At 53.7% G+C, this 25,476-nt stretch carries 24 protein-coding genes and 1 riboswitch; of the genes, 8 read left to right on the top strand and 16 right to left on the bottom strand.

What is annotated here, in order from left to right; all coding sequences use genetic code 11:
- Position 1 precedes the first annotated feature (1 nt).
- Both M516_RS0109560 and M516_RS0109555 read right to left on the bottom strand, forming a co-directional pair.
- Positions 2–1,825: an APC family permease gene (locus M516_RS0109560; protein WP_152523386.1), complete on the bottom strand. Its 1,824-nt coding sequence runs from the start codon at positions 1,823–1,825 to the stop codon at positions 2–4.
- 109 nt (positions 1,826–1,934) lie between these two features.
- Positions 1,935–2,060, bottom strand: a riboswitch (cyclic di-AMP (ydaO/yuaA leader).
- Positions 2,061–2,295: 235 nt separating this feature from the next.
- On the bottom strand, positions 2,296–2,970 hold the full coding sequence (locus M516_RS0109555; RefSeq protein ID WP_029098911.1) for an SOS response-associated peptidase: 675 nt from the start codon (positions 2,968–2,970) through the stop codon (positions 2,296–2,298).
- A gap of 174 nt (positions 2,971–3,144) precedes the next feature.
- On the opposite strand from M516_RS0109555, the gene M516_RS0109550 reads away from it, so the two are divergent.
- The 5 genes from M516_RS0109550 (at position 3,145) to M516_RS0109530 (ending at position 6,844) form a co-directional block, all read left to right on the top strand.
- Positions 3,145–3,447, top strand: coding sequence for an ArsR/SmtB family transcription factor (locus M516_RS0109550; protein WP_029098910.1), 303 nt, complete (start codon positions 3,145–3,147; stop codon positions 3,445–3,447).
- 105 nt (positions 3,448–3,552) lie between these two features.
- Positions 3,553–4,518: an LLM class oxidoreductase gene (locus tag M516_RS0109545; protein ID WP_029098909.1), complete on the top strand. Its 966-nt coding sequence runs from the start codon at positions 3,553–3,555 to the stop codon at positions 4,516–4,518.
- Positions 4,519–4,585: 67 nt separating this feature from the next.
- The gene (locus M516_RS0109540) at positions 4,586–5,203 is read left to right on the top strand and encodes an NAD(P)H oxidoreductase (RefSeq protein WP_029098908.1); all 618 of its coding nucleotides are present in this window, start codon (positions 4,586–4,588) and stop codon (positions 5,201–5,203) included.
- 91 nt (positions 5,204–5,294) lie between these two features.
- Entirely contained in the window at positions 5,295–6,143 is an 849-nt protein-coding gene (locus M516_RS0109535; RefSeq protein ID WP_029098907.1) for a sugar phosphate isomerase/epimerase family protein, read from the top strand.
- Between the two features lie 173 nt (positions 6,144–6,316).
- Positions 6,317–6,844 (top strand): superoxide dismutase family protein, encoded by a 528-nt coding sequence (locus M516_RS0109530; protein WP_029098906.1) that lies wholly within the window; start codon positions 6,317–6,319, stop codon positions 6,842–6,844.
- A 187-nt stretch (positions 6,845–7,031) separates the two neighbouring features.
- On the opposite strand, the gene M516_RS0109525 is transcribed toward M516_RS0109530, so the two are convergent.
- The 14 genes from M516_RS0109525 to M516_RS0109460 form a co-directional block, all read right to left on the bottom strand.
- Positions 7,032–7,688: a bifunctional 2-keto-4-hydroxyglutarate aldolase/2-keto-3-deoxy-6-phosphogluconate aldolase gene (locus tag M516_RS0109525; protein WP_029098905.1), complete on the bottom strand. Its 657-nt coding sequence runs from the start codon at positions 7,686–7,688 to the stop codon at positions 7,032–7,034.
- Positions 7,689–7,700: 12 nt separating this feature from the next.
- Positions 7,701–8,651 carry a sugar kinase gene (locus M516_RS0109520; RefSeq protein WP_029098904.1) on the bottom strand — a complete coding sequence of 317 codons (951 nt, stop codon included), beginning with the start codon at positions 8,649–8,651 and terminating at the stop codon, positions 7,701–7,703.
- A 24-nt stretch (positions 8,652–8,675) separates the two neighbouring features.
- The gene (locus tag M516_RS0109515) at positions 8,676–10,169 is read right to left on the bottom strand and encodes a UxaA family hydrolase (protein WP_029098903.1); all 1,494 of its coding nucleotides are present in this window, start codon (positions 10,167–10,169) and stop codon (positions 8,676–8,678) included.
- Between the two features lie 13 nt (positions 10,170–10,182).
- Positions 10,183–11,259 (bottom strand): M24 family metallopeptidase, encoded by a 1,077-nt coding sequence (locus M516_RS0109510; protein ID WP_029098902.1) that lies wholly within the window; start codon positions 11,257–11,259, stop codon positions 10,183–10,185.
- Complete coding sequence (gene iolB, locus M516_RS0109505) at positions 11,256–12,059, bottom strand: 5-deoxy-glucuronate isomerase (protein ID WP_029098901.1); 804 nt, start codon at positions 12,057–12,059, stop codon at positions 11,256–11,258. The genes M516_RS0109510 and iolB overlap by 4 nt, the downstream gene beginning before the upstream one ends.
- A 28-nt stretch (positions 12,060–12,087) precedes the next feature.
- On the bottom strand, positions 12,088–13,593 hold the full coding sequence (locus M516_RS0109500; RefSeq protein WP_238550955.1) for a tagaturonate reductase: 1,506 nt from the start codon (positions 13,591–13,593) through the stop codon (positions 12,088–12,090).
- 20 nt (positions 13,594–13,613) lie between these two features.
- Entirely contained in the window at positions 13,614–14,345 is a 732-nt protein-coding gene (locus tag M516_RS0109495; protein ID WP_238550954.1) for a response regulator transcription factor, read from the bottom strand.
- Between the two features lie 8 nt (positions 14,346–14,353).
- Positions 14,354–16,198 (bottom strand): sensor histidine kinase, encoded by a 1,845-nt coding sequence (locus M516_RS23225; RefSeq protein ID WP_051188174.1) that lies wholly within the window; start codon positions 16,196–16,198, stop codon positions 14,354–14,356.
- Positions 16,199–16,332: 134 nt separating this feature from the next.
- Complete coding sequence (locus M516_RS0109485) at positions 16,333–17,355, bottom strand: TRAP transporter substrate-binding protein (protein WP_029098898.1); 1,023 nt, start codon at positions 17,353–17,355, stop codon at positions 16,333–16,335.
- Positions 17,356–17,403: 48 nt separating this feature from the next.
- Entirely contained in the window at positions 17,404–18,699 is a 1,296-nt protein-coding gene (locus tag M516_RS0109480) for a TRAP transporter large permease (protein WP_029098897.1), read from the bottom strand.
- Position 18,700: 1 nt separating this feature from the next.
- Positions 18,701–19,198, bottom strand: a complete 498-nt coding sequence (locus tag M516_RS0109475) for a TRAP transporter small permease (protein WP_029098896.1) — start codon at positions 19,196–19,198, stop codon at positions 18,701–18,703.
- Between the two features lie 198 nt (positions 19,199–19,396).
- Positions 19,397–20,563, bottom strand: a complete 1,167-nt coding sequence (locus tag M516_RS23220; RefSeq protein WP_051188173.1) for an ABC transporter permease — start codon at positions 20,561–20,563, stop codon at positions 19,397–19,399.
- On the bottom strand, positions 20,560–21,723 hold the full coding sequence (locus M516_RS0109465) for an ABC transporter permease (protein ID WP_029098895.1): 1,164 nt from the start codon (positions 21,721–21,723) through the stop codon (positions 20,560–20,562). Before M516_RS0109465 ends, M516_RS23220 begins: the two co-directional genes overlap by 4 nt.
- 5 nt (positions 21,724–21,728) lie before the next feature.
- On the bottom strand, positions 21,729–22,901 hold the full coding sequence (locus M516_RS0109460) for an HlyD family secretion protein (protein ID WP_193746962.1): 1,173 nt from the start codon (positions 22,899–22,901) through the stop codon (positions 21,729–21,731).
- 157 nt (positions 22,902–23,058) lie between these two features.
- Between M516_RS0109460 and M516_RS0109455 the strand changes: the two genes are divergently transcribed.
- The 3 genes from M516_RS0109455 to M516_RS0109445 all read left to right on the top strand — a co-directional run bounded on the left by M516_RS0109455 (position 23,059) and on the right by M516_RS0109445 (position 25,452).
- Entirely contained in the window at positions 23,059–23,970 is a 912-nt protein-coding gene (locus M516_RS0109455) for a LysR substrate-binding domain-containing protein (protein WP_029098893.1), read from the top strand.
- Between the two features lie 163 nt (positions 23,971–24,133).
- On the top strand, positions 24,134–24,757 hold the full coding sequence (locus tag M516_RS0109450; protein WP_029098892.1) for a YhbD family protein: 624 nt from the start codon (positions 24,134–24,136) through the stop codon (positions 24,755–24,757).
- A gap of 14 nt (positions 24,758–24,771) precedes the next feature.
- Complete coding sequence (locus tag M516_RS0109445; protein WP_029098891.1) at positions 24,772–25,452, top strand: polymer-forming cytoskeletal protein; 681 nt, start codon at positions 24,772–24,774, stop codon at positions 25,450–25,452.
- The last annotated feature ends 24 nt before the right edge of the window (positions 25,453–25,476 follow it).

Genomic DNA, 25,476 nt, shown 5'->3' with positions numbered 1-25,476 from the left:
GTTACTCATGCAGGTGAAACGGTATCGTTGACACGACCACGTCTTTCCGATAGATCAGCGCGGCTTTCAGCAGGAATGCCGTTTGGTTGTGCAATAACGCATGCCACCATTTGCGGACGATGAACTGCGGGACGAGCACGGTAATAAACGCATCCCCTTCTTTTTCCTTCTCCAGGGTATCGATGTACTTCAAGAGCGGCGCAATCACGGTTCGGTAAGGCGAACGCAAAATAATCAACGGAACGTTCGGATTCCATTTTTCCCATTTTTCCCGCATTTGTCCCGCATGTTCATCATCAAAATCGACGGTGACCGCTACGATGTCATCCGAGATCCCCTTGGCGTACGAAATCGATTGCGCCACCACTTTGCTGATTCCGGAGATCGGGATAATGACTTTGGTCTTCACTTGCTGCGGATGGGCATGCAGATCCAGACGCAGTTCCTTTGCAATCTCGCTGTAATGGTTCCGGATCACGTAAAACATCCACACCACCACGGGAATGGCAACCGTGACCATCCATGCCCCTTCGGTGAATTTGGAAACGATCGTAATGACCGTAACCAGCCCCGTGATCAAGGTGCCGAATCCAATCACGGCAATGCGGGCAATGCCTTTCTTTTTCTCACGCAGGAGCGCTTTCATCATGCCCCATTGGGCGATCGTAAAGGACAGAAACACGCCAACGGCATACAGCGGAATCAACGCGTGCGTATCGCCATGAAAGACGAGTATCAGCAGAATGGACAGCACGCTGAGCAGCGCAATCCCGTTGGAAAACACAAGACGGTCTCCCCGCATTGTCAGCTTCCGGGGCAGGAAACGGTCTTGGGCAATGATCGAGGTCAACTGGGGGAATCCCGTGAAACTGGTATTGGCCGCCAGGAACAAAATGAGCGTTGTGGCCACCTGAATGACGTAGTACAGCGGCCCGCGGCCGAATACATGTTCCGCGATTTGCGACACTACCGTCTCATGTTCTTTGGGGGCGATTCCGAACGCATACGCCAACAGCGTAATCCCAAAAAACATCATCCCCAGCAAAAGCGACATCCATGTCATGGTGATCGCCGCATTGCGCGGCGCCGGCGACCGGAAAGCCGGCACGCCGTTGCTGATCGCTTCCACTCCGGTTAACGCCGAACAGCCTGACGCAAAAGCACGGAACAGCAGCAGCATCCCCGCCCACGTCCACATGTCAGCGGCGGGGGCTTGCCCCTGCGCGTGATAACCGTGCCAGCCCTCTTTCCAGATTTGGATCCCTCCCACCGCGATCATCAGCAGGATCGACAAGATAAAGAGGTACGTCGGGAAAGCGAACACGGTGGCCGATTCCCGAATGCCCCGCAGGTTCAGGATCATGAGGAGCATCACGAGAAAGACAGCCAGCTCCACTCTCCAGGGAAGCAGAGAAGGAAAGGCGGACAGCAGCGCTGCGACCCCGGAACTGATGCTGACGGCAACCGTGAGCACATAGTCGATCATCAACGCCGCTCCGGCCACCAGACTGGCAGGCGTGTTCACGTGCTCCCTGGCGACGATGTACGCCCCTCCCCCAGAGGGAAACGCATGGACAATCTGACGGTAGGAGAGCGTCACGACCGTCAGCAATACCAGAATCGCGATGGCGATCGGGAGGGAATAAGCAAACGCGCCGAATCCCATCAGGGCCAGCACGAGCAAAATCTCTTCCGTAGCGTACGCGACCGATGAGAGCGCATCTGACGAAAAGATCGCCAGCGCTTTCCATTTCGGCAATTTTTCGTGAGCGATTTGCCTTGTTCGCAATGGTGACCCAATGAAGAAACGCTTCAACTGACCAATTGTCATTCGTGACTGACCTTCCTTCGGGTTGGATTTGCCTGGAAAACGAGAAAAAAGGCCACAAAGGTAGTATTACCCTTGCAGCCGCAGCCTCGACATCACAAGTGCATCCCCCTTTCCACAACGCTTACGAGGTTAGCTGACGGATTCGGGCAGTGGAATTAGCCCTACGCATGTTCTGCGATTCACCCCAAAAAGTGGTTCCCCCGCTCTTTCGATTCAGCGTGTCACGATATGAAATTCTCCCTCCAAACATAATCCCGTCTCCCCCAACGTGCAACGGGTACGCCGCTCAATGAAAGCGCATACAAACCTGTCTATGTTTTTCTTTCGAATGAAATCGAATGCGCACGCAATAACTCGTGATGGCGGATGGGATGAGCACACGAGGTTCTTTCCCAGGAAAACGCAGCAGGATAAAATAGAAATGGCAAACGCACCGCAGCCAGGCGCTGACGGAGTTTTCCCCGCTATGACCAGGGGGCCTCTTCCAAACACTCCGGCCGGTCGTTTTTCGGATTCCCGACCATCGCCGATACGGGATATGCCTTCATCGCCTGGGGATCGTACGGTACGAGCAGCGACTGCAGCCATTCCGCATCGAACCTGTCCCGGTCGAGCCACGCGCTCTCATGTTCCGGACGCAGTATCACCGGCATCCGGTCGTGGATGTCTGCGACGAGCTCGTTGGGCCGGGTGGTAATGATCGTGCAGGTGTGAAGCTTGTGGCCGTCAGGCGCCGTCCAGGTGTCAAACAGGCCGGCGAAGGCAAAGGGTTCTCCGTCCCGCATGGTGATGCGCATCGGCTGTTTCCCCCGGGCCATCTGCTTCCACTCGTAGAAGCCGTCGGCCGGGATCATGCAGCGCTTGCGTTCAAACAGCCGCCGAAAAGCCGGCTTCTCCCGCAGCGTTTCGGCGCGGGCGTTGATCATCTTGGAGCCGATCTTCTCGTCCCGCGCCCACGACGGAACCAGGCCCCAGCGCAGTTGGCCGATTCTGCGGCGACCGCCGTCGGCAAGTATGGCCGGGATGGGCTGGCCGGGAGCAATGTTGTACCGCGGCTTCCATTCAAACGGGATGTCCTGCAGGTGAAATCGGCTCATCAGTTTTTCCGGGGCGGTGACCAGCGTGAAACGGCCGCACATGGGCAATCTCCCTCCTGCCACCAGCTTTCCCGGGCTCAAGGAAAAACATCCACGTCCAAGCGAGGGAGGGTGTGGTGTTGTCTTCCCCTGACATTGGCGGAATCATGCAGCCAGCCCGCTTTCGAAATGTGGGATACTGTAAGAGATACACGAAAGAAGAATCTGGAGGATATCATGGAACTTTTGGACGTATTGAAAGCCTTGTCCAATGAAACGAGGCTGCAGATCATACAATGGTTAAAACAACCGGACGTTCACTTTCCCAAACCGCTTCACGGAGACATCCACGAAGACGGGGTTTGCGTGAGCGACATTCAAAAAAAGGTGGGATTGTCCCAATCCACCGTGTCCCTGTATCTGTCCATGCTGCAAAAAGCGGGATTGATAAAAGCAAAACGGATTGGGCAATTTACGTATTACAAGCGGGATGAGGAAAACATCAAAAAAGTGATGGAACGGTTATCAAGGGATCTGTAAGGGGACGGATTTTTACACAGTTACACTTTTGGGCTTGTAGGTTCCCTGCCCTTTCTTTTATTATTATATCGATAATTATAGATATATAGATATAGGAGGATCATCATGAACCGGTTTGACAACCACAAGGGTTACACGCGCATGTATCAGGAAAACAAACTGACGCTGGGGCTGTTCTTCCCGCTGGAATCATACCAAGGCAGCGTTCCGGAGATGGACATGGACAAGCAGCTAAAACTGGCCAAGCGAGCGGAAGAGCTGAATTTTGCCGCATTGTGGGTCCGGGATGTTCCGCTGCATGACCCCCATTTCGGCGATGCGGGCCAAATGTATGATCCCTGGGTCTATCTGGGATATATTGCCGCCCATACCAAGGAGATCGCGCTGGGTACGGCAAGTATTATTCTCACGCTGCGTCACCCGCTGCATGTCGCGAAAGCAGCGGCATCCGTCGACAAACTGTCCGGTGAGCGCCTGATTCTCGGGGTGGCGACCGGGGACCGTCCGATCGAATTCCCGGCCTTCTCCGTCGATCCGGAAAACCGGAGTCCGTTCTTTCAGGAATCCCTGCTGGTCATGAAAAAAGTGTGGGCGGAGAGTTTCCCTGCGATCAAATCGCCGCGGGTGGACATGTGGAACGGGGACCTCTTGCCCAAACCGCGTCTCGGGGACATTCCGGTGCTGGTAACCGGCCACAGCTCCCAGTCCGTCGAATGGATCGCCCAAAACAGTGACGGCTGGCTGTACTATCCCCGAAACCTGAAATTCCAGTCGGAACTGATCAACAATTGGCGTTCGCTGACGGACGGGTTCAAGCCATTTAGCCAGTCCCTCTATGTCGATTTGACCGAGGACCCGAATCATCCGCCGATCCCCATTCACTTGGGCTTCCGCATCGGGCGCAATCCCCTCATCGGGTTCATCGAAAGTCTGAAAAATGCAGGTGTCAATCACGTGATCATCAACCTGAAATACGGCCAGCGTCCGTTTGAAGAAGTCCTGGAAGAACTGGGCGAAGAAGTGGTTCCGCACTTTCCCGCACTGACCGGCAAGCCGGAAAGCGTATCGTGAACAGGCAAGAATCCGGCTGCCACGTGAGCGGCCGGTTTTCACAAAATCTGGTGGGGAGTGGTTGTGAATGAAGGTGCTGACGATCGTCTCGCATCCCAGAAGAGAATCGCTTACATTTTCCGTCGCCGAGCGTTTTGTTCAGGGACTGGCCGATGCCGGACATGAAGTGGAAGTGGCGGACTTGTACGGGGAGGAGTTTCATCCGCTCGTCCTGGAAAAAGACGAACCGGATTGGGAGAACCCCCGCAAGAGCTATTCCGCACGTGTTCAAGCCGAAATGGCAAGACTGAAACGAAACGATGGACTGGCGTTCATCTTTCCGTTATGGTGGTACTCCTTGCCGGCCATCACGAAAGGGTATATCGACCGCACGTGGAACTACGGCTTTGCTTACGGCGGATCGCGTCTTCCGCACAAAAAAGTCCTGTGGATTCCGCTTGTCGGAGAGACAGAGGAAAGTTTGAAAAAACGGCAATTTGACGCCATGATCTCCCACTATCTGAATGTCGGCCTGGCTGGGTATACGGGTATTTCCCAATCGGAAGTGGCATTCCTGTACAACACGCTGGCGGAAGATATGGACAGCGAGGAGGAAATCAAGCAGCATTACGACAGCCTGCTAAAGCGGGCGTACGAGTTGGGGTATACCTACAGCGATTCGGTCACGCAAAACCTGACAGGCTGACGCGGCAGCGCGATACGCTCCATCAGACAGATTCTAGGAAAGCATACGGGGATCGGGGAACCGAACGGCCGAAAAGGAGGAACGCGAAACGATGGCTTACCGTGTGTACGCAATGGATTTTTCCTTTTACAATTCCATGGGGATATACAGCTTCGAGGCACGCTGCGAGATGCTGAAAGAGATCGGGTATGACGCCATGCACATGTCCATCTGGCACGGAGAGCGGTGGCGGGACGCGGCGAAACTGAGCAGCGTCAAGCAGAAATACGGTCTGGACGTCGCAGGTGTGTACGTCGTATTGGATCTTTCGCTGGGCGAGAACCATCCGCGAAATGCGGGCATCTTGACGCTGCTGGAGACGATCGAAGGCTGCTCGACTGTCGAGCTGGCAATTCAATCCGTCGGAAATCATATACGCCCCTCGGACCCGGCGGGTGACGACATCGCGGTGAAGTGGCTGGAAAAGGCGCTCGAAATTTGCGAGCGGCGAAACATCAACCTGCTGCTGTACACCCACCTCTCCTTCTGGATCGAGCGGCACGAAGATGCGGTCCGGCTGTGCCGGCGAATCAATCATCCCAATCTGGGAATCGTGTTCTGCGGCTACCACTGGTACGCTGTCGACGGGACAAACCTGTCGGCTACGCTGGAAGCGGTAAAGCCGTACCTCAAGCAGGTGAACATGTCCGGCAGCCGTCGGAATCCGCACGGTTTCGGAAACGTCGCGACGATCGAGCCGCTGGACGAAGGCGAATTGGACAATTTCGCGCTGCTGGGGCAGTTGAAAAAGATCGGCTTCGATGGGATGATTGGCTTCCAGGGCTGGAGCGAGGGCGGCGACGCCTACAGCAAGCTGAGCCGCTCGCTCCGTGCATTCCGTGACATGGAACGCCGGTTGGAGGCACATCCGCACTGGGCCGAATTGCGATTGCTTCCCTAAAACAAACCTGACCCTCCCGCCGCTCTGCGGCGTTCGCCATCTGTCGCCGTTGGCACGCGGCACCTGCCGCCCGCCGACGGCGATCTTTTCTTGCCACGACTCCGAAGAACCTCATGCCTTTTCTCCACATAGGATAAAGTGGGCAGTAGACAACTACCTTTGTGGAGGGTATCATGCATCCATTCACACACCACGAACACTATGTACCTGTCGCGTCGTCTGATTCGTCCCGCCGCGTACCGACTCGCGCCTTTGCACACATACAAGGCGGTCCCCTTGCCCCCCATCTCAGGGGGGTGGTGATGTTTGTCGACGTCCCCTACGGAACCGAGGTCTTCGTGGAAGTCGCCGGACTTCCCCCCTATCAGCCCGCTTCGGCACATCGGCAGCCAATCGGTCCTCACGGGTTCCACATTCACGAACACGGGAGCTGTGCAGTCGGAAACCCGAACAACCCGTTTCAAGCTGCAGGAGAACACTGGAATCCGACCAACCAGCCGCACGGAAATCATGCGGGGGATTTCCCTGTCTTGTTCTCCAACAACGGGTACGCTCGCATGAACTTTTTTACGAACCGGTTTCGTGCCTCCGACGTCATCGGGAAAACCATCATCATTCATCAAAACCCCGACGACTATCGCACCCAACCAGCCGGCAATTCAGGAAACCGCCTGGCATGCGGCGTGATTCAGGCGGGATAGGCCCGCGCTGACGCGAAAAAACGGGAACGCGCCAAAAAACCGCCTCTGGCCGAACAAGAGACGGTTCATTCCAAAAAAAAAAGCTCCGACCATCAACAGATGATCGGAGGAGTAGTACGTGAATGACTTCATTATACGTACGGAGGGCAGCGCCTGCCTTAGTTTGTTGATGGCAAATGAGGCAAGCCTATCCAATCGACGTCGGTGTACTGCTCAGTTTTGAACGGTAGGCGGCCGCCTTTTCCGTGATCACATCCCAATTACCGGTCTGCAGGGCTTCTTTGGTTAAATCGCTGCCGATTCCGACTGCGATCGCACCGGCTGAGAACCATGCCGACAAGTTGCCAAGCGTAACGCCGCCCGTGGGCATTACGTTTGCTTGCGGAACGGGACCCTTGATGGCGGAAATCATGCCTGGTCCGCCAATCTCTCCCGGAAACAGCTTGATGATGTCCGCCCCGCACTCCAATCCCGCCACAACGTCCTTGATCGTCATCGCTCCAGGCATCACGGGGACCTGGTATCGATGGCACATTCTGATCACATCTTCGTTCAGATAGGGGGTCACGACAAATTGCGCTCCGGCTAGGATGGCCAATCTTGCGGTTTCTGCGTCCAGAACGGTTCCGGCCCCAATCACCACATCTTCTTCGCCCTGGTATTTATCGGCCAAGGCTTCAATCGCCTGCAGTGCCTTTGGAACCGTGAACGTGACCTCGATCGCTTTGATGCCGCCCGCTATACATTTGTCGGCAAACACTTCCACCTGCTCGGGAGACGTTCCTCTCAAAACCGCCACGATCTTTTGATTCACAATCTGGTTCAGCGTGCGCCACTTTTTCATATCGAACCGTCCTTACCTGTCAATTTGGGCTGTGCGTCCCATGAATTGATCCAGCTCTTCCCGTGTCGGCAGACCTTCGACATCCCCCATGACCGTGACGCATCGGGCCCCAACCGCATTGGCGATTCTTGCCGCTTCATCGACGGACAATCCCTGAATGACGGCATGCAAAAAGCCGGCGGCAAACCCGTCCCCCGCTCCTACCGTATCGACGACCTGATCAACGGGAAACCCGGGGATGGCACGGCAGCCGTTCCCGTCGATGACCATGCATCCTTCCTCCCCCAGTTTGGCTACCGTGCAGGGAAGATTCATGGCCTGCACCCGTTTCATCCACTCCTGCCGATCCGTGGTGGCAAACAGCAAGTTCAGCTCTTCTTCTCCGGGGAGAAAATAGTCACAGCGGGAAGCCAGGTCCAGCAGTACCTCTCGCGCCTCTTCGATGGACCACAGCTTCAAGCGGATATTCGGATCAAGGCTGATTTTGACACGATGTTTCCGGGCGATCTCCACCGCGGCGTAAATCGTCTCCCTGCTGCTTTGGCTCAGGGCAGGAGCAATTCCCGTGATATGAAGAATGCGCGCCTGCGAAAGGTACGATTCGTCCAAATCGTCCGGCTTGATCCGGCTGAAAGCGGAGCCCTTCCGGTAGAAGTAGACGTGGGGATTGCCTTTCGCCTTGATCTCCTTAAACATCACGGCGGTTGGATACGAAGGGTCCAACTGAACGCGGCTGGTATCCACCCCTTCCCCGCGGATTCTTTTCAGGATATAGGAGCCAAACGGATCCTTTCCCAATCGGCTCACCCATCCAACCGAAGTCCCCAGTCTGGCCGCGCCAATCGCCACATTGGATTCCGCCCCTCCCAAGGACCGCAAGAAAAGGGATGCCTCTTCCAGCGGCCCTTGAAAAGAAGGGGTCAAGAGGACCATGGTCTCGCCCAATGTAATCAGATCCGGCATTCTTGACACCTCCTTTATCGGGGATTACAAGATAACCCCGTCTTTGAATATGGCGATTTCCCGGAACCCGTTTTTCTCGTTATGGGTACGCGTCTCTCCGGAAGCAACCGCTACGATGTAATCGAAGAATTCCTCTGCCAGCTGGTCCATTCTTTTCCCATCGAGAAGCTGACCGGCATTAAAATCGATCCAATTCCTCTTTTTCTCATACAACGGCGTGTTGGTGGAGATTTTCACCGTCGGAACAGGACCGCCAAATGGCGTTCCGCGCCCGGTGGTAAACAGCACGATGTGGGCGCCGGCTGCACAGAGAGCGGTGACGGAGACCAGATCGTTACCCGGTGCCTGAACGAGATTCAACCCGGGTGTCGTTACCCGGTGCCCGTAAGGCAGTACATCGACGACCGGGCTGGTTCCCCCCTTTTGGGTACAGCCCAAGGATTTTTCCTCCAGGGTGGTGATGCCGCCGGCCTTGTTTCCGGGGGACGGGTTTTCGTACACTTCCTGGCCGTGCCGGATGAAATACTCCTTGAAGTCGTTGATCAATCGAACGGTTTTTTGGAATACGTCCTCATTGATCCCACGGTTCATCAGGATGGTTTCCGCGCCAAACATCTCCGGAACCTCCGTGAGAATGGTCGTGCCCCCAAAGCTGATCAGCCTGTCTGAAAACGCACCGACCAGGGGATTGGCGGTGATGCCCGAAAACCCGTCGGACCCTCCGCACTTTAACCCGACCTTCAGCTTGGAGAGCGGAACCGGCTGCCTGTCAAACGTTTCCGCGTAAGCGACCAGTTCCTCGAGCAAACGCATCCCTTCTTCCAATTCGTCCTCCAGTTCCTGGGCGATCATAAATTTCACCCGCTTCGGGTCGACATCGCCCAACACCTTTTGAAAGGCGGGGATGTTGTTGTTTTCGCAGCCCAAGCCGACGATCAGAACGCCGGCCGCGTTGGGATGATGGACCAGACTGGACAGCAGCAGCTGCGTATAGACCAGATCGTCCCCCAATTGGGAACAGCCGTACGGATGAGCGAAATGATGGACACCGTCAAAGTTTCTTCCCTGGAATCGCTGAGCGGCCAGGCGCACAAGCGTCTCGCACGTCTTGTTGATGCATCCCACCGTATTCAGGATCCAGATCTCATTGCGCACCCCTGCTTCCCCGTTTTCGCGGACATAGCCCAAGAACGTCCGTTCTTCCTGGACGGCAGCAGGTTTGATTGGGGTCGGTTCATACTGATAGTCGAGAAGTCCCTTGAGGCCGCTTTTCAAATTGTGGGTGTGAACCCACTCGCCCGGCTGGATGGGTTCCACGGCTTTTCCGATGGAGTAGGCAAATTTGATCACATCGGCTCCGGCCGGGATGTCCTGAATGGCAATCTTATGCCCCTTGGGAACATTTTCACGGACAGTTATGGTTCGATTTCCGACCTCAAGGATTTCACCGGCATGCAGTTCTTGCAAGGCCACAACGACGTTATCCTGTGGATGGATGTGAAGATATGATTGCGTCATGTTTCTCCCCGTTTCACAAGACAAGGATGGCAGGCCTTCTGATCGGAATCCCGTCGATTGAAAATTCCAGCAAAGGCCATTCTCCCGTCTCCGTAATGATTTCATTCACCGATTCCCTGATCAGGATGGTGTCCTCCGACTTGGTTCCGCGAATGGTCGGATTCCAGGCAAACGCCTGATTCACCCGGACGATTTCTTCGGAGCGTTCGGAAGCCCGATACTCCCTGGACACATAGCCGGTTAGCCCGCCCTGATGGTGTCGCGTCCACTCCTGGGGATAACCAAGCTCGTGATAGCGCCGCTGGAGATGCGCAAACAGGTCTTGGACACGCACACCGGGTCTGGTTTTCGCGATCAATTCGGCATCCAGGCACGCTGCATCCCGATGCCTCCTGGCCAGATCGTCTGGCAGCGGCCCCAGGTGGACGCACCGGGTGGCGGATACGACCAACCCGTGTTTTCTCCCGCCCACGACCACCATCGCATACCGGTCCAGCCGCTTGTTGGTAGGCACCGGATGCCTGAATTGCGCCGCGCGTTCATCCACCGCGACCAACTGGAGAATCGGGTCAATGCCCGCTTCCAAGCAGCGGGCGGCCAAGCGGGCGGCAATCTGGAACTCCGTTTCCGAGCGTTTGATCTCCCTACAGGTCTGTTCCAAAGCCTTTGCCACCGCTCGCCCCGCCTCCCGGTACCGCTCCATCTCCGGTGATGTCAACTCCCAGCGAAGCCTTGCAACCTCACCGGCCAGCTGCTGTTCCGTGATCCACTGGCGATCCTGCATCAAGCGTTTTATGATGGCCTGCTCGTCCTCGGGCTGGTACCAGGGGAACGACACCACGTGAACACCGGAAACCCGCAGTTCTTCCCGCTCGATTCTCTCCGCTTCGATATTGTTGATGAGCAGATAGCAGTCCGAAGGCGTAACCAAGAATTTGCCGCATGCCTGTTCAGAGGCGAGGCCAACATGCCCCCGCCCGCCGCACAGCCATGAAAAACTTGCCAGACTGCTCAGCAGAATGCCGTGGACATTATTATCCGCCATTACCCTTCTGATGCGTTCCAGCTTCTCCCGCAGTTCCGTGTTCACTTCTGCATCAACCATCTGTGTGCGGGTTGGTCATAGGGCTTCAAGGCGCGGCCGGACTCGCCGCCAAGGAACCAGAGGTAATACACCTGATAGCCGCCTGCCGCGCAGACCGGATGGTACCCTTTGTGAAGGGCGACGGCATCCCCGTGCTTGATGGTATAGGTCTCGTTTACTTCGCCGTCCTCCGTATAGACCAATTGAACGGCAAACCCTTGCTGCGGTTCGATCTGGAAAAAGTAGATCTCTTCCATTTTGCATTCGTCGTCGCTGTTTTGATCGTGTTTATGGGGAGGATAGCTGGACCAACTGCCCGGTTCGCTGTAGGTTTCCCCGATGACGATTCGCTGCACGCGTCCTTCACCGTTGGCTGCAATGATATCGTGAACATCCCGTTTCCACGTCTCACGGCCACGGTGATGGACAACCACTTCCTCCGGGGTCACCAGGAACGGAGCGAATTTCTTGTCCGCCTTGACCTTGCACACCCCGATTTGAAGGTTCCCGCCAGCCGCCTCCGTTACTTCATAGGCGGTCTCAATCGGAACATAGAGAGCCGTCGCTTTTCCGGAAAACACATTCGCGCGTTCCCCGACGTTTTCCCACGTTTGGCCGCCCACTGTGAATGTGGCTTTGCCCCCCAGGATAACCAGGACGGTCTCGTAGCCGCCGGACTCTCCTCGATAGGATTCGCCGCTGCTCAAATTCAACAGATCGAAGTTGCAATATTCCAACACCTCGCAGGATTGATCAATGACACGCTGATAACCGGGTCGCTGTTCGGTCTTGTACAGCAGATTCATCGTATATCCCTCCATGTATCGTTTCGTGTTATGGCTGATGCGAAAATCTGACACCGTTCTGCAGGATATCGGAAACATGCGTGATGACTTGATCCGTCAATCCTGGATATGCGGTCAGTTTTTTGCCCCAAAGGGCTTCATTGGCCAGAATCATTGTCACCACATCCGCGACATTCCCGGAATGCTGCCATGCCTTTTGCATGAGGTTCAGGGTTTCTTCCTGATCACGGATGGGGTATTCCTCGCCGCCACACCTTCCCATCAGTTGGTTCCCCTCGACACGCTCCCCCTTGTAAAAGACGAGCAGGGCCGCCAGTGAATACGCGATCGTCGGGGGAATCGTCCCATATTGAGCGATGTAGCGGGAAAGGATCGGCATCACCCTTGCCTTGAATTTCGATACGGAATTCAAGGCGATATCAAGCAGGTAATGCTTGTTGAACGGATTTTGGAAACGTTCCAGGACGGACTTGGCGAAAGATTCTTTCACCTCTCGCTCCATCTCGATGCAGGGAAGGATCTCTTCATGGATTCCCCTCTTGATAAACGCAGCCAGGTCGGGATCTTCCATGACCTCAAGGACCGTTTTCTTGCCGTACAGATGCCCCACCATCGCCATCATGGTATGGGCCCCGTTGAGAATGCGCACCTTCAGTTCCCGAAAAGGGGCAACGTCTGACCAGTACACGTTCAAGCCAGCCTGATGAAACGGGATGAGCTCCTGCACCGTGGAATCCGCTTCGATCGCAAACAAATGATACGGCTCGCCTACGGTGATCAGTTCATCTCTGTACCCCAGCTCACTCCAGAACTGCTCCGCATTGTCCCTGGGGTATCCGGTAACGATCCGGTCAACCAAGGTGTTGCAGAAGCGATTGGCTTGTTTGACCCATTCCGCAAACGCATCCGGCAAACGCCAGTCGCTGGCGATCTGTAACACCCTTTCCCGAAGAACCTCCCCGTTATTCTCCACCAGTTCACACGGGATGATCACCCAGCCGGCTTCAGGCGCGCCGTGAAAGGTGTTGAAACGGTGGTACAAGCACGCGGTAAGTTTTCCCGGAAAGGATTGGGGCGAGGTGGCTGGATCATACTCCTCGTATGCGTACTCCAATCCCGCCTCGGTCGTATTGGAAAAGACAAGCCGGATGTCGGGATTTGCCGCTGCTTCGAGCACGTTGTCCCATTCCGTATAGGGATTGACCCCTCGAGAAATGGAACGTACCACCTCCCTGCTGTCCACGACTTCTCCCCTGTCAATTCCTCGCAATACGACGGTATACAGTCCGTCCTGGGCCTGTAATACCGGAACCACTTTTCCTCTCGGCGTCGGCTGCACGGCGACGACGCTGCCGTTGAAGATCCCTTGCACATTCATGCGGTGGATCATCCAGTCGATAAAGCCGCGCAAAAAATTCCCTTCCCCAAATTGCAAGACCTTTTCCGGGTACTGCTTCTTCCTGTCGATGGACAGGAATGTTCCCTCCCCCTCCTTTTCCAGCCATTTTAAGGTAAGCCTCTGCATGTCCACCATTGGTTCCCTCCTTTGTATGGTTACGACGACCTGCTGGCCTTGCGAAAATCCGAGGGAGAACGTCCCGTCATGCGCTTGAAGACGCTGCTGAAATAGGACAGATCGGAATAACCCACACGCTCCGCAATCTCTGACATCCGCAGGGACGTAGCCGAAAGCAGTCTCTTTGCCTCTTCCATGCGCTGTTCCGTTACGTAATCGACAAAGTTTTTGTTCAGGTGCTGTTTGAACAATTGACTGAGATAACTGGGATTGACATGCAGCCGTTTGGCCGTTTCTACCAGCGTTATTTCCCCCAGCGGCGTCTCTTTGATATATTGCAGAACCCTTTCAATGGTGGAAGGCGGAAAGGCAGCGGTGTCCGTTTTGGGTTTTTCTTCTTTTTTGGACCGGCTCCGTTTTTCCAGCCATTGATTCAGGCAATGTTTCAGCTCATCATCCTGCACGGGTTTCAACAGATAATCCGTTACCCCTGAACGAAGCGCCTCCTGCACGAAACGAAAATCATCATAGCCGCTGATCACTATGACGTCGTTTTGATAATCGCTCACCCGCAGTTGTTTGATAAACGCGAGGCCATCCATCAGAGGCATCCGGATGTCCGTCAAAATGACATCCGCCTGATTGTGCTTCATCCAATCCAGTGCCTCCAGGCCGTTTTCGCATTCATGGGCAATGTGAAACGAAGGAAATAATTTTGTAATGGAGTATCGAAGAGCAGTCCGAACCCATCGTTCGTCGTCGACCAACAAGATGCTGTTCATAGTGCCCCTCCTTCCATCGTTGCTGTCATCGGAATCCTGATCCTTACTTCCGTTCCCATTCCCGGCTGACTCTGAATCTCCACACCAAACTCCGGGCCGAACAAATGAACGATTCTCCGGTGCACATTGACAATTCCAATATTGGGCCCCCCGTCCACCGCTTCCTGTCGATTCAGATTGCGGCGAACCGACTGCAGCGTTTCGTCCGACATTCCGGCTCCTGTATCCTTCACCCGTATCACGAATGACGAATCTGTGTCGCGGGCCACGGAGACGGTAATCTTCACGGTTTCCGCGCTGGTCCCCACTCCGTGTTTAAAGCAATTCTCGACGAGAGGCTGCAGCGAAAATTTCAGCACCTGCACATCCATCGCCCACTCCGGAATGTCAAACGCGTATTCAAATCGATCTTCAAACCGATACTTTTGGATTTGCAGGTACATTTCACAGGACTTGAGCTCCTCCCGCAAGGTAACGGTAAGGGAATGGTTTTTGAGGTTGTAGCGAAGCAGCTGCCCCAGGGAAGCGGCCATCGTCGCCAGATCCTCCATGTCCTTCTCCAGAGCCATCCCTCTCATCGTTTCCAGCGAGTTGTACAGAAAGTGAGGATTGATCTGCGATTGCAGCACCTTCAATTCCATCTCTTTTTGCCGAAGAGACATTTCGGTCTCCCGCAATCTGGCAAAGTACACTTCCTCAAGCAATTTCGACAGCTTTTCCACCATGTTGTTGAAGCCGGCGGAGAGCTGTCCGATTTCATCGTTCGTTTCCACACTGACCCTGCCGGAAAGATTCCCGACCTCCACATCCTGCATGAATCTCTGCAGACGTTTAATCGGCCCGACGAGACTCGTGGCAAATCGGTATCCCAGGACGTAGGCCAGCACGAGAGAGATCCCGACCGTCCAGGCGAGTGTCTTGCCGATTTGCATAATGCCCGTGGTGATGTCGTCGTACGGAACAGAGGTAAAAAATCGCCATCCCAGATTGGGAGAAAAGGTATAGGTGAACAATTCCTCCCGGTCATTGTCCAACAGGATGGTTCCATTTTCTTGGGAACCTGCCTGCAAAAGCTGTTCGTACTCCACTCGTTTGCCCAGTTTCATCGGGTCCGGGTGGTAGACATAGTGGCCGTTGGCATCCAGAATGAAGAAGTATCCATTTTTGCTGACCGATACTTTTTCCGATATTTCTTCGATCCGTCGAAAGTTAATGTCAATGACAAGGATCCCTACCGGCTGTAACGTATCCGGACTATACAGCCGCCTGACCATGGAAATGACGGGCTCTTCCTTGTCTTTCAGCTTGATCGTCCGGCTCACCAGCAGGGGAAGACCGTTTTGCGGAACGGAGGAATACCAGTACTCCTCGCGCAATTTTTCGGCCGGATAATAGTTTCGGGAACCCAACGTGTCTACCACCTGATTGTTGTCCAGCAGGACGGTGATGTTGGAAATGTCGGCCCGCGAAAACTCCGCGTTTTTCAGAAGCGCCCTGACCGATTGGCGAATCGGGCCGGATTCCGCCGGATCATTGAAATTTCTCATCTTGAGAAAACGGATCATTTCTGGCGAATTGACGATCTTGAGATTCGTGATCTCAAAATCCCGCATGTAATATTCGATATGGGTTTCGACCTGTTCAATCACCTGCAAGCTGAACCGCCGCGTTTCCTCCTCCAGTTCGACGGATGATTGATGAAAGGCGATGACGGCCACAACCAAAATCGGAAAAATGACCAAAAACGTGGAAAAAACAAAGAGTTTGATCATCAACGGCCGGTTTCTGACCAGGATGTACACGTTCACGAATGTCTTGATGTTTTCCCAGAGTGCTTTCATGGTTATACCTGCCTTACATAAGTTGATCCCCGTTATACTATTTCATTGATCGCCGGTATAACCCTTCCAGCCCGTGTTTTCAAAGGAATCCTGGAGAAACGCGGGAATGTTCCTCCAGGGTTTTGCGCCGAGGCTTAGCGCGCCTTCTCGATGGCTTGCAGGATGTCTTTAAATTCAGCGCCGTATTTTTCCACCACAGGTTTCACAGCTTCCTGCCAAGGCTTGAAATCTGTCACCTCGGTAATGGTGACGCCTGCTTCCTTTACTTTTTGTTCGGACTCTTTCTCCCATTTCTCCCACGATTCCCGCTGCGTTTTTACGGAGTCAAGAGCGGCTTGCTTGATGATCTGTTGGTCTTCCGGGGACAGCTTATCCCAGGTTGCCTTGCTGACCAAGAGAACTTCAGGCGTGCGCTGATGTTTGTCCAACAGGATATGTTTGGCTGCCTGGTAGTGGTTGGACGAGTAGTAGCTCGGGAAGTTGTTTTCAGCGCCGTCAATCACACCGGTTTGCAGTCCGCTGAAAACTTCGCTGTACGGCATTGGCGTGGCGCTTGCCCCCAGTGCGGATACCAGGTCGATATTCAATTTGCTCTGCTGCACGCGGATTTTCATCCCCTTCAGATCGTCGATGCTCGTCAAGGGGTTGCGGGAGTAGAAGCTGCGGGCACCGGAACTGTAGTAGGCCAGCCCCTTCATTCTGGATTTCTCCAGGTTGTTCAACATCCGCTCCCCCGTTTCGCTTTCCAGGAACCTCCACAGATGCTCATCGCTCTCGAAAATATAAGGGAGTCCCAGCACGGAGAATTCCTTGTTAAATTCGGCGAGAGGGTTCGCGTTTGTCCGGGTAAAATCAATGGCGCCCAGTTGAATCTGTTCCAGCACGGCCTTTTCTTCCCCCAATTGACCCGATGGGAACACTTCAATCTTGATTCGGCCGTTCGTGCGTTCGTTTACCAATTCCGCAAACTTTTTGTCGCCAATGACGGTTGGATAATCGGGCGGATGAGTGTCTGCCAAGCGGAATGTATACGTGGCTCCTTTCGATTTCCCATCGCTGTTGGATTGGGCTGTTTCCCCCTTTCCACAGCCGGTCAATGCCGCACCGGCCAGCAGCAGGACGGCAATCGCCCCCATGAGTGGTCTTTTCGTTTTCATTGTAAACACCTCGCGTGATAGAATCGTTTTACTTTTCTTATGCAAGCTTTACCCCACGACCAGCTTCGGCAGCCACATCACCAATCCGGGGAAATAGGTGATGATCAGCAGCACGACCAGCATGGCGTAAAAGAACGGCAGCATGGCCTTTGTTCCTTCCTGGATGCTCACTTTTCCAATCGCGCATCCGACGAACAAGACGGTTCCCACCGGCGGCGTGAGCAGCCCGATGCCGGCATTCAGGATCAGGATGATGCCAAAGTGGACCGGATCCATTCCGAATTGGGTGACAACCGGAAGGAGAATCGGCGTCATGATCAGGATCATGGGCGCCATATCCATCGGAGCGCCGAGAAGCAGCAGCAGCACGTTGATGATGAACAAAATGACCAGCGGATTGTCCGAAATGCCCAGGAAGAGGTCTGTAACCATCCCGGGGATTTGCAGATAGGCGAGCACCCAGCCAAAGGCGGCTGAGGCGGAGATGAGGAAGAACACCATCGCCACCGTCCGCAGCGTCCGCTTCAGAATGGGCCACATTCGGGAAAGGGGAACTTCCCTGTAGATCAGAAACGCCAGGATAAAGGAGTACAGGCACGCCAGCGCCCCTGATTCCGTCGCGGTAAACCACCCCGAGATAATGCCGCCAAGAATGATAACGGCCGGGGTCAGTGACAGAAACCCGTGCAGCAGGATGCCGGGCACCTCGCTGCGCGGCACGGGATCCCCTTTCTCATAGCCCCGCTTTCTGGCGATCAAGTACCCCGTCAGCAGCAGGGATACCAGCAGGATCAGCCCGGGAATGACACCTGCCATAAACAGGCTGGCGATGGAAATCCCCCCTGCCGCCAGCGAATACAGCACCAGATTATGACTGGGGGGAACGACCACCCCTTGGATCGCGGAAGAGATGGTCACGCCGACGGCAAAATCTGCGTCATACCCTTTCTTTTTCATCATGGGGATCATCACCGAGCCGACGGAGGACGCGTCCGCTACCGCCGAACCGGATATGTTGCCGAAAAACATGCAGGCTACACTGTTTACCATCGCAAGACCGCCGCGGATTCGTCCCACAAACAGATGGGCCAGATTGACCAGACGCAGGGCCAGTCCTCCTTCACTCATGATTTGTCCCGTGAGGATGAAGAAAGGAATTGCCAACAGGGAAAAGGAATTCATGCCCTGCACCATTTGCTGCCCGATGACCGGGAGCGGGATGTCCAGATAGAGGATGGTAAACAAGGATGATGCCACCAGCGTCAATGCGATGGGGAAGCGCAGCAGAACCAGTAGCACGAAGCTAGCTACGAGAATGATGATGGCAATCGTGTTGCTGTCCAACTCATTTTCCCTCCTCCAAATCCTGATGACGCGTTGTGGAAATATTGCATAACTGCAAAAGAGAATAGCCGCAGATCATGATGCCGGTGACGGGCATGACCAGATAGCCTGCACTGCTGGGCAATTTGGTCGCCGGCAGCGTTGATTCCGCCATCAACACGGTGAAATCCCATCCCTGAATGACAAGGTACAGCCCAAAAGCAAAAATGCTGAGACTGATCACCTTGTCCAGGACCTTGTTCACCGCTGTGGGAAGATGGCTGGTGAAGGAGTCAATTCCCATGTGGATGTTTTCCCGAAACCCCAATGCAATCCCCATAAACGCCAACCATCCAAGCAGCAGCAGCGTGACTTCTTCCGACCAGAAAAAGACGAAATTGAACAGCTTTCTGGTGAACACTTGCATGGTCACGATTACCACCAAGGAGAGCAGAGCCAATAGGGCAGCGTTTTCAAAGATGGAATCAATCAACAGACCGATTTTTTTCAGGTATCTCACAGCAACCCCCCGATTCCAGTAAGCGTTTTCATGTACAATTTTACGAATATTCGATAGGCATGTGTAGCCGAGCGATTTTAGGATTATTTGTGATTTTTTTAGGTGATGAACCACAAAGGGAGCGGCACAGCAAAAAAGGGACAGCGTTTCACCGCTGTCCCTTGGTGTGTGATGTGGCATTGTCGCATCGCATGCCCCCTATGATTCGAGGGCGCCTTCTTTTTGTTTCAGATGTTTCTTGCCTTGCAACGTTAGACGCAGCATCCCTGCGGTACATACACAAAACGAAATGATGAGCAGGGCGCGTACATCTCCCCAAATTTGTTCCCAACCGTTCCCCTTGATCATCACCTCCGTCAGACCGTGTAAAAAATACGTGAGCGGCAGGAGGTGTCCGATATAGGAGAAAATGCCGGGCATCGCCATAAACGGCCATACATAGCCGGCCACAATAAATGACGGACCGGTTACCTGAAAGGTTTTCTTCGATGCATCAATCGTATTGTGCGCCGATATGGAGAGGAGAAACCCGATCGTCATGAGACAGAACACGAACAGGGCGATCAGCGTGAACAGCGGCCCCAACTGTCCCATAAACGGCACGTGAAAAACATTCGTCAAGATTCCCAGCGTCATATAAATGACGACATTACCGATGATGAAGTAGGGAAGCGCCTTGGCGAAAAACACTTTCCACGGAGCCTTCCAATGAATCAAAAATTCTTCCCATCTCTTTCTCTCGATTTCTCGGGCGACACACAGGGCCATTCCCAATAAGATCACTTGTTGGTTGATCGCCCCCATGTACCCCAGCGGGAGATAGATGCCAAAGCTTCCTCCCGGGTTAAACAGCATGCGATACCCCATTTCCATACTCGATACATAGTCAGTGGGAACACCATTGGCTTCCAATCGTTTCATGGAGATTCCGGCTGAATAGGTCTGGGCGATTTCATTGGCACTCTTCAGCACACTGCTGACAACCGTCATGTTGCTGCCGTCGATGACGGTCATGAATTCCGCTTGTGATCCCTGCTTGATCTTTTCAGACAACCCCGACGGGATGATCAAGCCGACGTACGCCTTCCCCTCCTGTACATCCTGCATCAACTCTTCTTCTGATGCCGCTGCTCCTACGATTTCAAAGGACTCGCTGGCATCAAACGCCTGAACAATTTGCCGGCTTAATTGGGTGGCGTCTTCATCAATATAAACGGTCGGGACGGAACGTATCTTCCCGTGGTAATAAATCGAGCCGAAGAGAATGGCGCAGACCAATGGAACCAACAGCAGGATTGCAAGCAATCGTTTGTCCTGCAAAAGAGATTTCCACTCTTCTGTTACCATCGTCGAAACATTCATCATGTGCCACTCTCCGAAGCCGTCTGTCCCATCACCTGTTTTCGACCCTGGATGGAGAAGATGGTCATGGATGCAAGGGCGGTCACCAGGAATATCGCTGCCAGCGAGGCCATGTCAGCAGCGATTTGATCCCAGCCGTTCCCTTTTATCGCAATCTCGGTCAAACCATGCAGAAAGTGCGAGACAGGAAGCAGTTTTGATAAGGCGGCCACCCAATCCGGCATGAACAATTGCGGGAATGGGTATCCCGACAGGACGAAGGAAGGCAGCGCGGTGAGCATCACCATCTGCAGCACTCTTGCCAGCTTGTCGATGAACAGCGCGACAAGCGAAGCCACGCCCATCACACTTGCGATAAACGCGGCGGACAGCAGAAATAACAGCGAAACATCTCTGAGAAAAGGGATGTGAAAGACATTTTTCAAGATGCCGGTTGTGCAGACCACCGCGAGCATGATGATCAGGAAGTACGGGAAGGATCGCGCGAAAAATACCTTCCAAGGCGTTCGCCAATAGCGAAAGTAGCTTTTCCATCTGCCAATCGTTTTCTCCCGAACAATCCAAAGTGCGATTGCAGTGAGAGCGGCATTCTGAAGCAATACGCCAAGAACGCCCAGCGGTACAAAATACAGAAAACTCATGCCGGGATTGAATAATATCCGGTACCCGTATCGGATACTCTCCACGGAGCTGTCGGCCAATCCCTTGGCCTCCACTCTCTTCATGGAGATTCCGACGGAGTAGGTTTTGGTGATAATGCTGGCGTTCGTGAGAGCTACGTTTGCAATCGACAGGTTGGAAGCATCCACTACCGCCAGAAACTTTCCCTGTTTCCCCTCTTTGATGGTTTCAGACAAATCCGGCGGTATGATCAGCGCCATGCCCACTCTTCCATACGCAACGTCATCCAGCAGTTCCTGCTCCGAATAGGCCGCTCCCACTACCTGAAACGATTCGCTTGCCGCAAACGCCTGAATGATTTGTTGGCTGATTTGACTGCGATCTTCATCCAGGTATCGGATCGGAACATGTTCGATTTTTTCATGAGAATAGATGAATCCGAAATAGAACGTAAAGATGATCGGGATGATGAAGGCAAAACTGAAGAATTTATGATGCCATATCAGTTTCCACTCATCCAGCATCGCATCTGAAACCGTCAATGGATTTACCTCCCATTCCAGTTCGCTGTCATCCCCGCATAGACTTTGTCTGCTCCTTCCGTTACTTTCACTCGTACTTCGAAGGAGCGAATATCACGGTCTTGCAGATAGTTGGTCGCTTTCTGGGCGGCAAATTGGGGTGCAGGGTTAATGGATTCAATCTGTCCGGTTACTTGAGCATGCAGCGAAGGCACATCCAGATGAACGGTTTGGTTTAGCTTCAAGCTGTTGACTTTCGTCTCCGGAACATAAAATTTCACCCATTTGTCAGTGGGGTCGGCCAAGGTGACCGCTGTAAACCCTTGACTCACCATTTCCCCTGTTTTGACATGTTTGTGGATCACAATCCCGCTAATCGGAGCGCGCAGTTCGGTATACGACAGATAGATCTGCGCTTCTTCAAGACTTGCCTTTGCCCGCTCCAACTGCCCTTGGGCCACCTTCACGTCGTTTGCAGATATTTTTACCTGCCCTTTTCCGCTGAGTGCCTCTTGGAGGGTACCTTCCACCAGTTCCACTTGATCTCTGGCAGCCGCCAACTCTTCTTGTCTTGCGCCTTGTTTGGCCATGTCCAGGGATTTCTGCGCCGCGGTGAGATTTGCTTTCGCATTTTCAAACGCGACATCCGCCTGATTTTTCTGTTCCTGCGAAATGGCTCCTGATTGAAAGAGACGATCCATTTTGTTCTTCGTATCCAGGGCATGATCGTAAGCCACCTGGGCCGCTTCCAGCTTTGCCTCCAATTGGGCAATCTCTTCCTTGCGCGGACCATTTGAAAGCAGGGCAAACTTGTCTTTTGCCTGCTGCAGAGAAGCTTTTGCCTGCTCTACCTTTGCCTGCGTCGTTTGATTGATCACGCCTACACTGGCAGCGGCTTTGTTAACGTTTGCCATCGCCAATGCCACCGCGGCCTTGGCGTCATCCACCTTGGCCTGCCACTCCCCTTTTTCCAGGGTCCCGATCACCGTTCCTTTTTTCACGTATTGGCCTTCTTCCACATTCATGCTGGCCACACGTCCGCCAATTTTAAAGCTGAGATTGTACTCCTCCTGTTCCACGATCCTGCTGAAAGCGTAATCGGGGGCTTTCTTCGTTTGAGCGGGTTGAAAGACAAATACAAAACCCAACCCAATGGCTGCGATCAGTCCAGCGCTGATGAACCAGACTTTCTTGTTCACGGAAATCACCATCTTACCTAATCGTTTTCGTACGTCGATCTTTGATACATGCGCATAGATAATCATAGTCTCAACATTTAATGGTGTACAATATATAATTAAGAATAAAAACATTCCTTTTGATCAATATAAAGAACAAGGAAAGGCGGCAATTTCCATGGAGCTGCTTCAATTACAGTATTTTCAAACCGTTGCTCGACTGCAGCATATGACAAAGGCTGCCGAGGAGCTCAATATTGGTCAGCCCTCTCTTAGTAAAACGATTGCACGGTTGGAAGAAGATCTGGGGGTTCCCCTGTTTGATCGCCAAGGTCGTCAGATACGATTAAACCAATTCGGTAAAGTGTTTCTTCATCGTGTAGAACGCGCTCTCATGGAGCTGGAAACCGGAAAACGCGAACTGATCAATCTTTCCGGTCTTGATCGCGGAGTCATTAGCCTGGCGGTGTCCATCACGAGTGTTCTTCCGAATTTGTTGGGCTCCTTTCTTACCCAATATCCCAATGTACGCTTTCAACAATTCTTGGGCTCCACTGTCTCCATGAAACACCAGCTCGAACAGGGGGAGGTTGACTTCTGCATCTCCTCCACTCCGATCCAAAGCCCCGACATTGAATGGGAACCGTTGTTTACAGAAGAAATCTTTTTGATTGTCTCGACGGAACACCCCTTGGCGAGTCGTGATGAGATTCATCTCAAGGAAGTTGCGCATGAACCTTTCATCAGCATGAATCCAAGGTACGGGTTTCGAGATCTTACGGATGAGTTCTGTCGCCAGGCCGGATTTACTCCCCACATCGCTTTTGAAGGAGACGAACAGACGTTCTTGCGAGAGTTGGTAAAGGAAGGTCTTGGCGTCGCTTTCACGCCGGCCCTGACGTTGGGATCTGCTACCAGCGGCAAGATCAAACGCCTCCGGATTGTGGAGCCCACCTGTCAGCGTACTATCGGTTTGGCGCGTGTAAAGAACCGTTACCTGTCAAAAGCTGCCCAACTGTTTCATTCATTCACCATCGAATATTTTTCCAAGCTGACACAATCATGGAAAAATAGCTGCCCCCGCAACTAACAGTGTGGGGGCTTGGGCTCCCCACCGCCTCCCCTCAACCGCAGTTATTACCTCCTTTCCCGCGGCCAAACGGGTTTTCCGCCCATGTTTACAAATTGGCTGCGCACACCTTTACAGTGTAACATTGTTATGTTACACTGTTTTTGCGAAAGGGGGGCCAGCTTTGGAACAGGATTTGATCTCCAAGAAAGAACTGCTGGAACTGACAGGCATCTCATACGGCCAATTGTACCGCTGGAAGCGGAAAAAGCTCATTCCCGAAGAGTGGTTCATCCGGAAATCCACTTTCACCGGACAGGAGACGTTTTTTCCCCGCGAGCTGATTCTCGCGCGGATCGACAAGATCAAAAACATGAAGGACGATTTGTCGCTCGACGAACTGGCCGACATGTTTTCTCCCGCTCCCACGGACGTTTCCTTGGGCAAACAGGAATTACTGAAACGTAACATTGTTTCAAAAATGGCACTGGACGTTTTCACGGAACAGTTCGGGGATACGCCGGTATTTCCCTTTGCGCACATCCTGGCTGTCTTTATCCTGGAAAAGCTGCTCCAAAAGGGCGTCATCAGCCTCGACGAGGGAAAAACCCTGCTCGGCACGCTGATCCAGCACTACGGCAAATTTGAAGGCAAAAACTGCGACCTGATCTTCGTGCGCAAAATGGGCGTGTCCGCTTTTCTGCTCGTCTCAAGCCCGAGCGACGTCTACTTCGAGGAGAGCGCCAAAATCGTGGAACGGGTCAGTATCGCCGACGTTATCGAAGCGTTGAAATGGAAACTATCGTAAGGGAGGAACGCCTCATGGACAGGGAAAAGCGGCACAACCTGCTGATCAGCGGGATGGGAACCGCGTCGGGCGGCGTTTTCAACAATGTCAGGATCGACGGCATGAGCAAGGTAAACGGCGATCTGTCATGCGTCAGGTTTCTCTGCAACGGCAAGACAGACATCAACGGCAGCGTAACGGCGGACGACAGCATCGAGGTGAACGGGATGGCCACCATCGCCGGATTCCTCAAGGCGGAGCACATCGTCATCAACGGCAAGGCGACCGTCCGCGGGGACATCGCCGGGGAGAACGTGGAGTTCGTCGGCATGCCGAACATTACCGGAAACTGCGAGGTGGAAACCCTCACCATCAAGGGCGGCATCCGCATCGACGGACTGGTCAACGCTGAAACGATCGATGTCAGGCTGTACGGGCAGAGCCGCATCCGGGAAATGGGCGGCAAAACGATCTCCGTTCGCAAGGAGACGCGCGACATCGCCAAGTTTCTGGCGTTTCTGTTTCCCCCGTTTGTGTCCAAACTGAGCGCGGACAGCATCGAGGGAGACGACATCTACCTGGAATACACGCAAGCCGGCGTGGTTCGCGGAAACAACGTGCGGCTCGGTCCGGGCTGCGACATCGAGCTGGTCGAGTACCGTAACGAATACGAGCAGTCTCCCGCGGCCAAGGTCGCCCGTCACCAAAAGGTGTAATCGTCGAAGGGGGACCTGCCCTCA

It is taken from the genome of Brevibacillus thermoruber 423 (assembly GCF_000454065.1).
Lineage (GTDB): Bacteria > Bacillota > Bacilli > Brevibacillales > Brevibacillaceae > Brevibacillus > Brevibacillus thermoruber.
The sequence above is the reverse complement of the archived record's forward strand: the minus strand, read 5'-3'. Positions and strand labels throughout refer to the sequence as shown.

Bases quoted from the DNA above. Each gene is read 5' to 3' on its own strand.
- M516_RS23220 (WP_051188173.1), bottom strand. From the start codon at position 20,563: ATGATGAATGTTTCGACGATGGTAACAGAAGAGTGGAAATCTCTTTTG.
- M516_RS0109525 (WP_029098905.1), bottom strand. From the start codon at position 7,688: ATGAAAAAGTGGCGCACGCTGAACCAGATTGTGAATCAAAAGATCGTG.
- M516_RS0109545 (WP_029098909.1), top strand. From the start codon at position 3,553: ATGAACCGGTTTGACAACCACAAGGGTTACACGCGCATGTATCAGGAA.
- M516_RS0109445 (WP_029098891.1), top strand. From the start codon at position 24,772: ATGGACAGGGAAAAGCGGCACAACCTGCTGATCAGCGGGATGGGAACC.
- M516_RS0109455 (WP_029098893.1), top strand. From the start codon at position 23,059: ATGGAGCTGCTTCAATTACAGTATTTTCAAACCGTTGCTCGACTGCAG.
- M516_RS0109555 (WP_029098911.1), bottom strand. From the start codon at position 2,970: ATGTGCGGCCGTTTCACGCTGGTCACCGCCCCGGAAAAACTGATGAGC.
- iolB (WP_029098901.1), bottom strand. From the start codon at position 12,059: ATGAATCTGCTGTACAAGACCGAACAGCGACCCGGTTATCAGCGTGTC.
- M516_RS0109530 (WP_029098906.1), top strand. From the start codon at position 6,317: ATGCATCCATTCACACACCACGAACACTATGTACCTGTCGCGTCGTCT.
- M516_RS0109500 (WP_238550955.1), bottom strand. From the start codon at position 13,593: ATGGTGGACATGCAGAGGCTTACCTTAAAATGGCTGGAAAAGGAGGGG.
- M516_RS0109520 (WP_029098904.1), bottom strand. From the start codon at position 8,651: ATGCCGGATCTGATTACATTGGGCGAGACCATGGTCCTCTTGACCCCT.
- M516_RS23225 (WP_051188174.1), bottom strand. From the start codon at position 16,198: ATGAAAGCACTCTGGGAAAACATCAAGACATTCGTGAACGTGTACATC.
- M516_RS0109550 (WP_029098910.1), top strand. From the start codon at position 3,145: ATGGAACTTTTGGACGTATTGAAAGCCTTGTCCAATGAAACGAGGCTG.
- M516_RS0109535 (WP_029098907.1), top strand. From the start codon at position 5,295: ATGGCTTACCGTGTGTACGCAATGGATTTTTCCTTTTACAATTCCATG.
- M516_RS0109540 (WP_029098908.1), top strand. From the start codon at position 4,586: ATGAAGGTGCTGACGATCGTCTCGCATCCCAGAAGAGAATCGCTTACA.
- M516_RS0109515 (WP_029098903.1), bottom strand. From the start codon at position 10,169: ATGACGCAATCATATCTTCACATCCATCCACAGGATAACGTCGTTGTG.
- M516_RS0109485 (WP_029098898.1), bottom strand. From the start codon at position 17,355: ATGAAAACGAAAAGACCACTCATGGGGGCGATTGCCGTCCTGCTGCTG.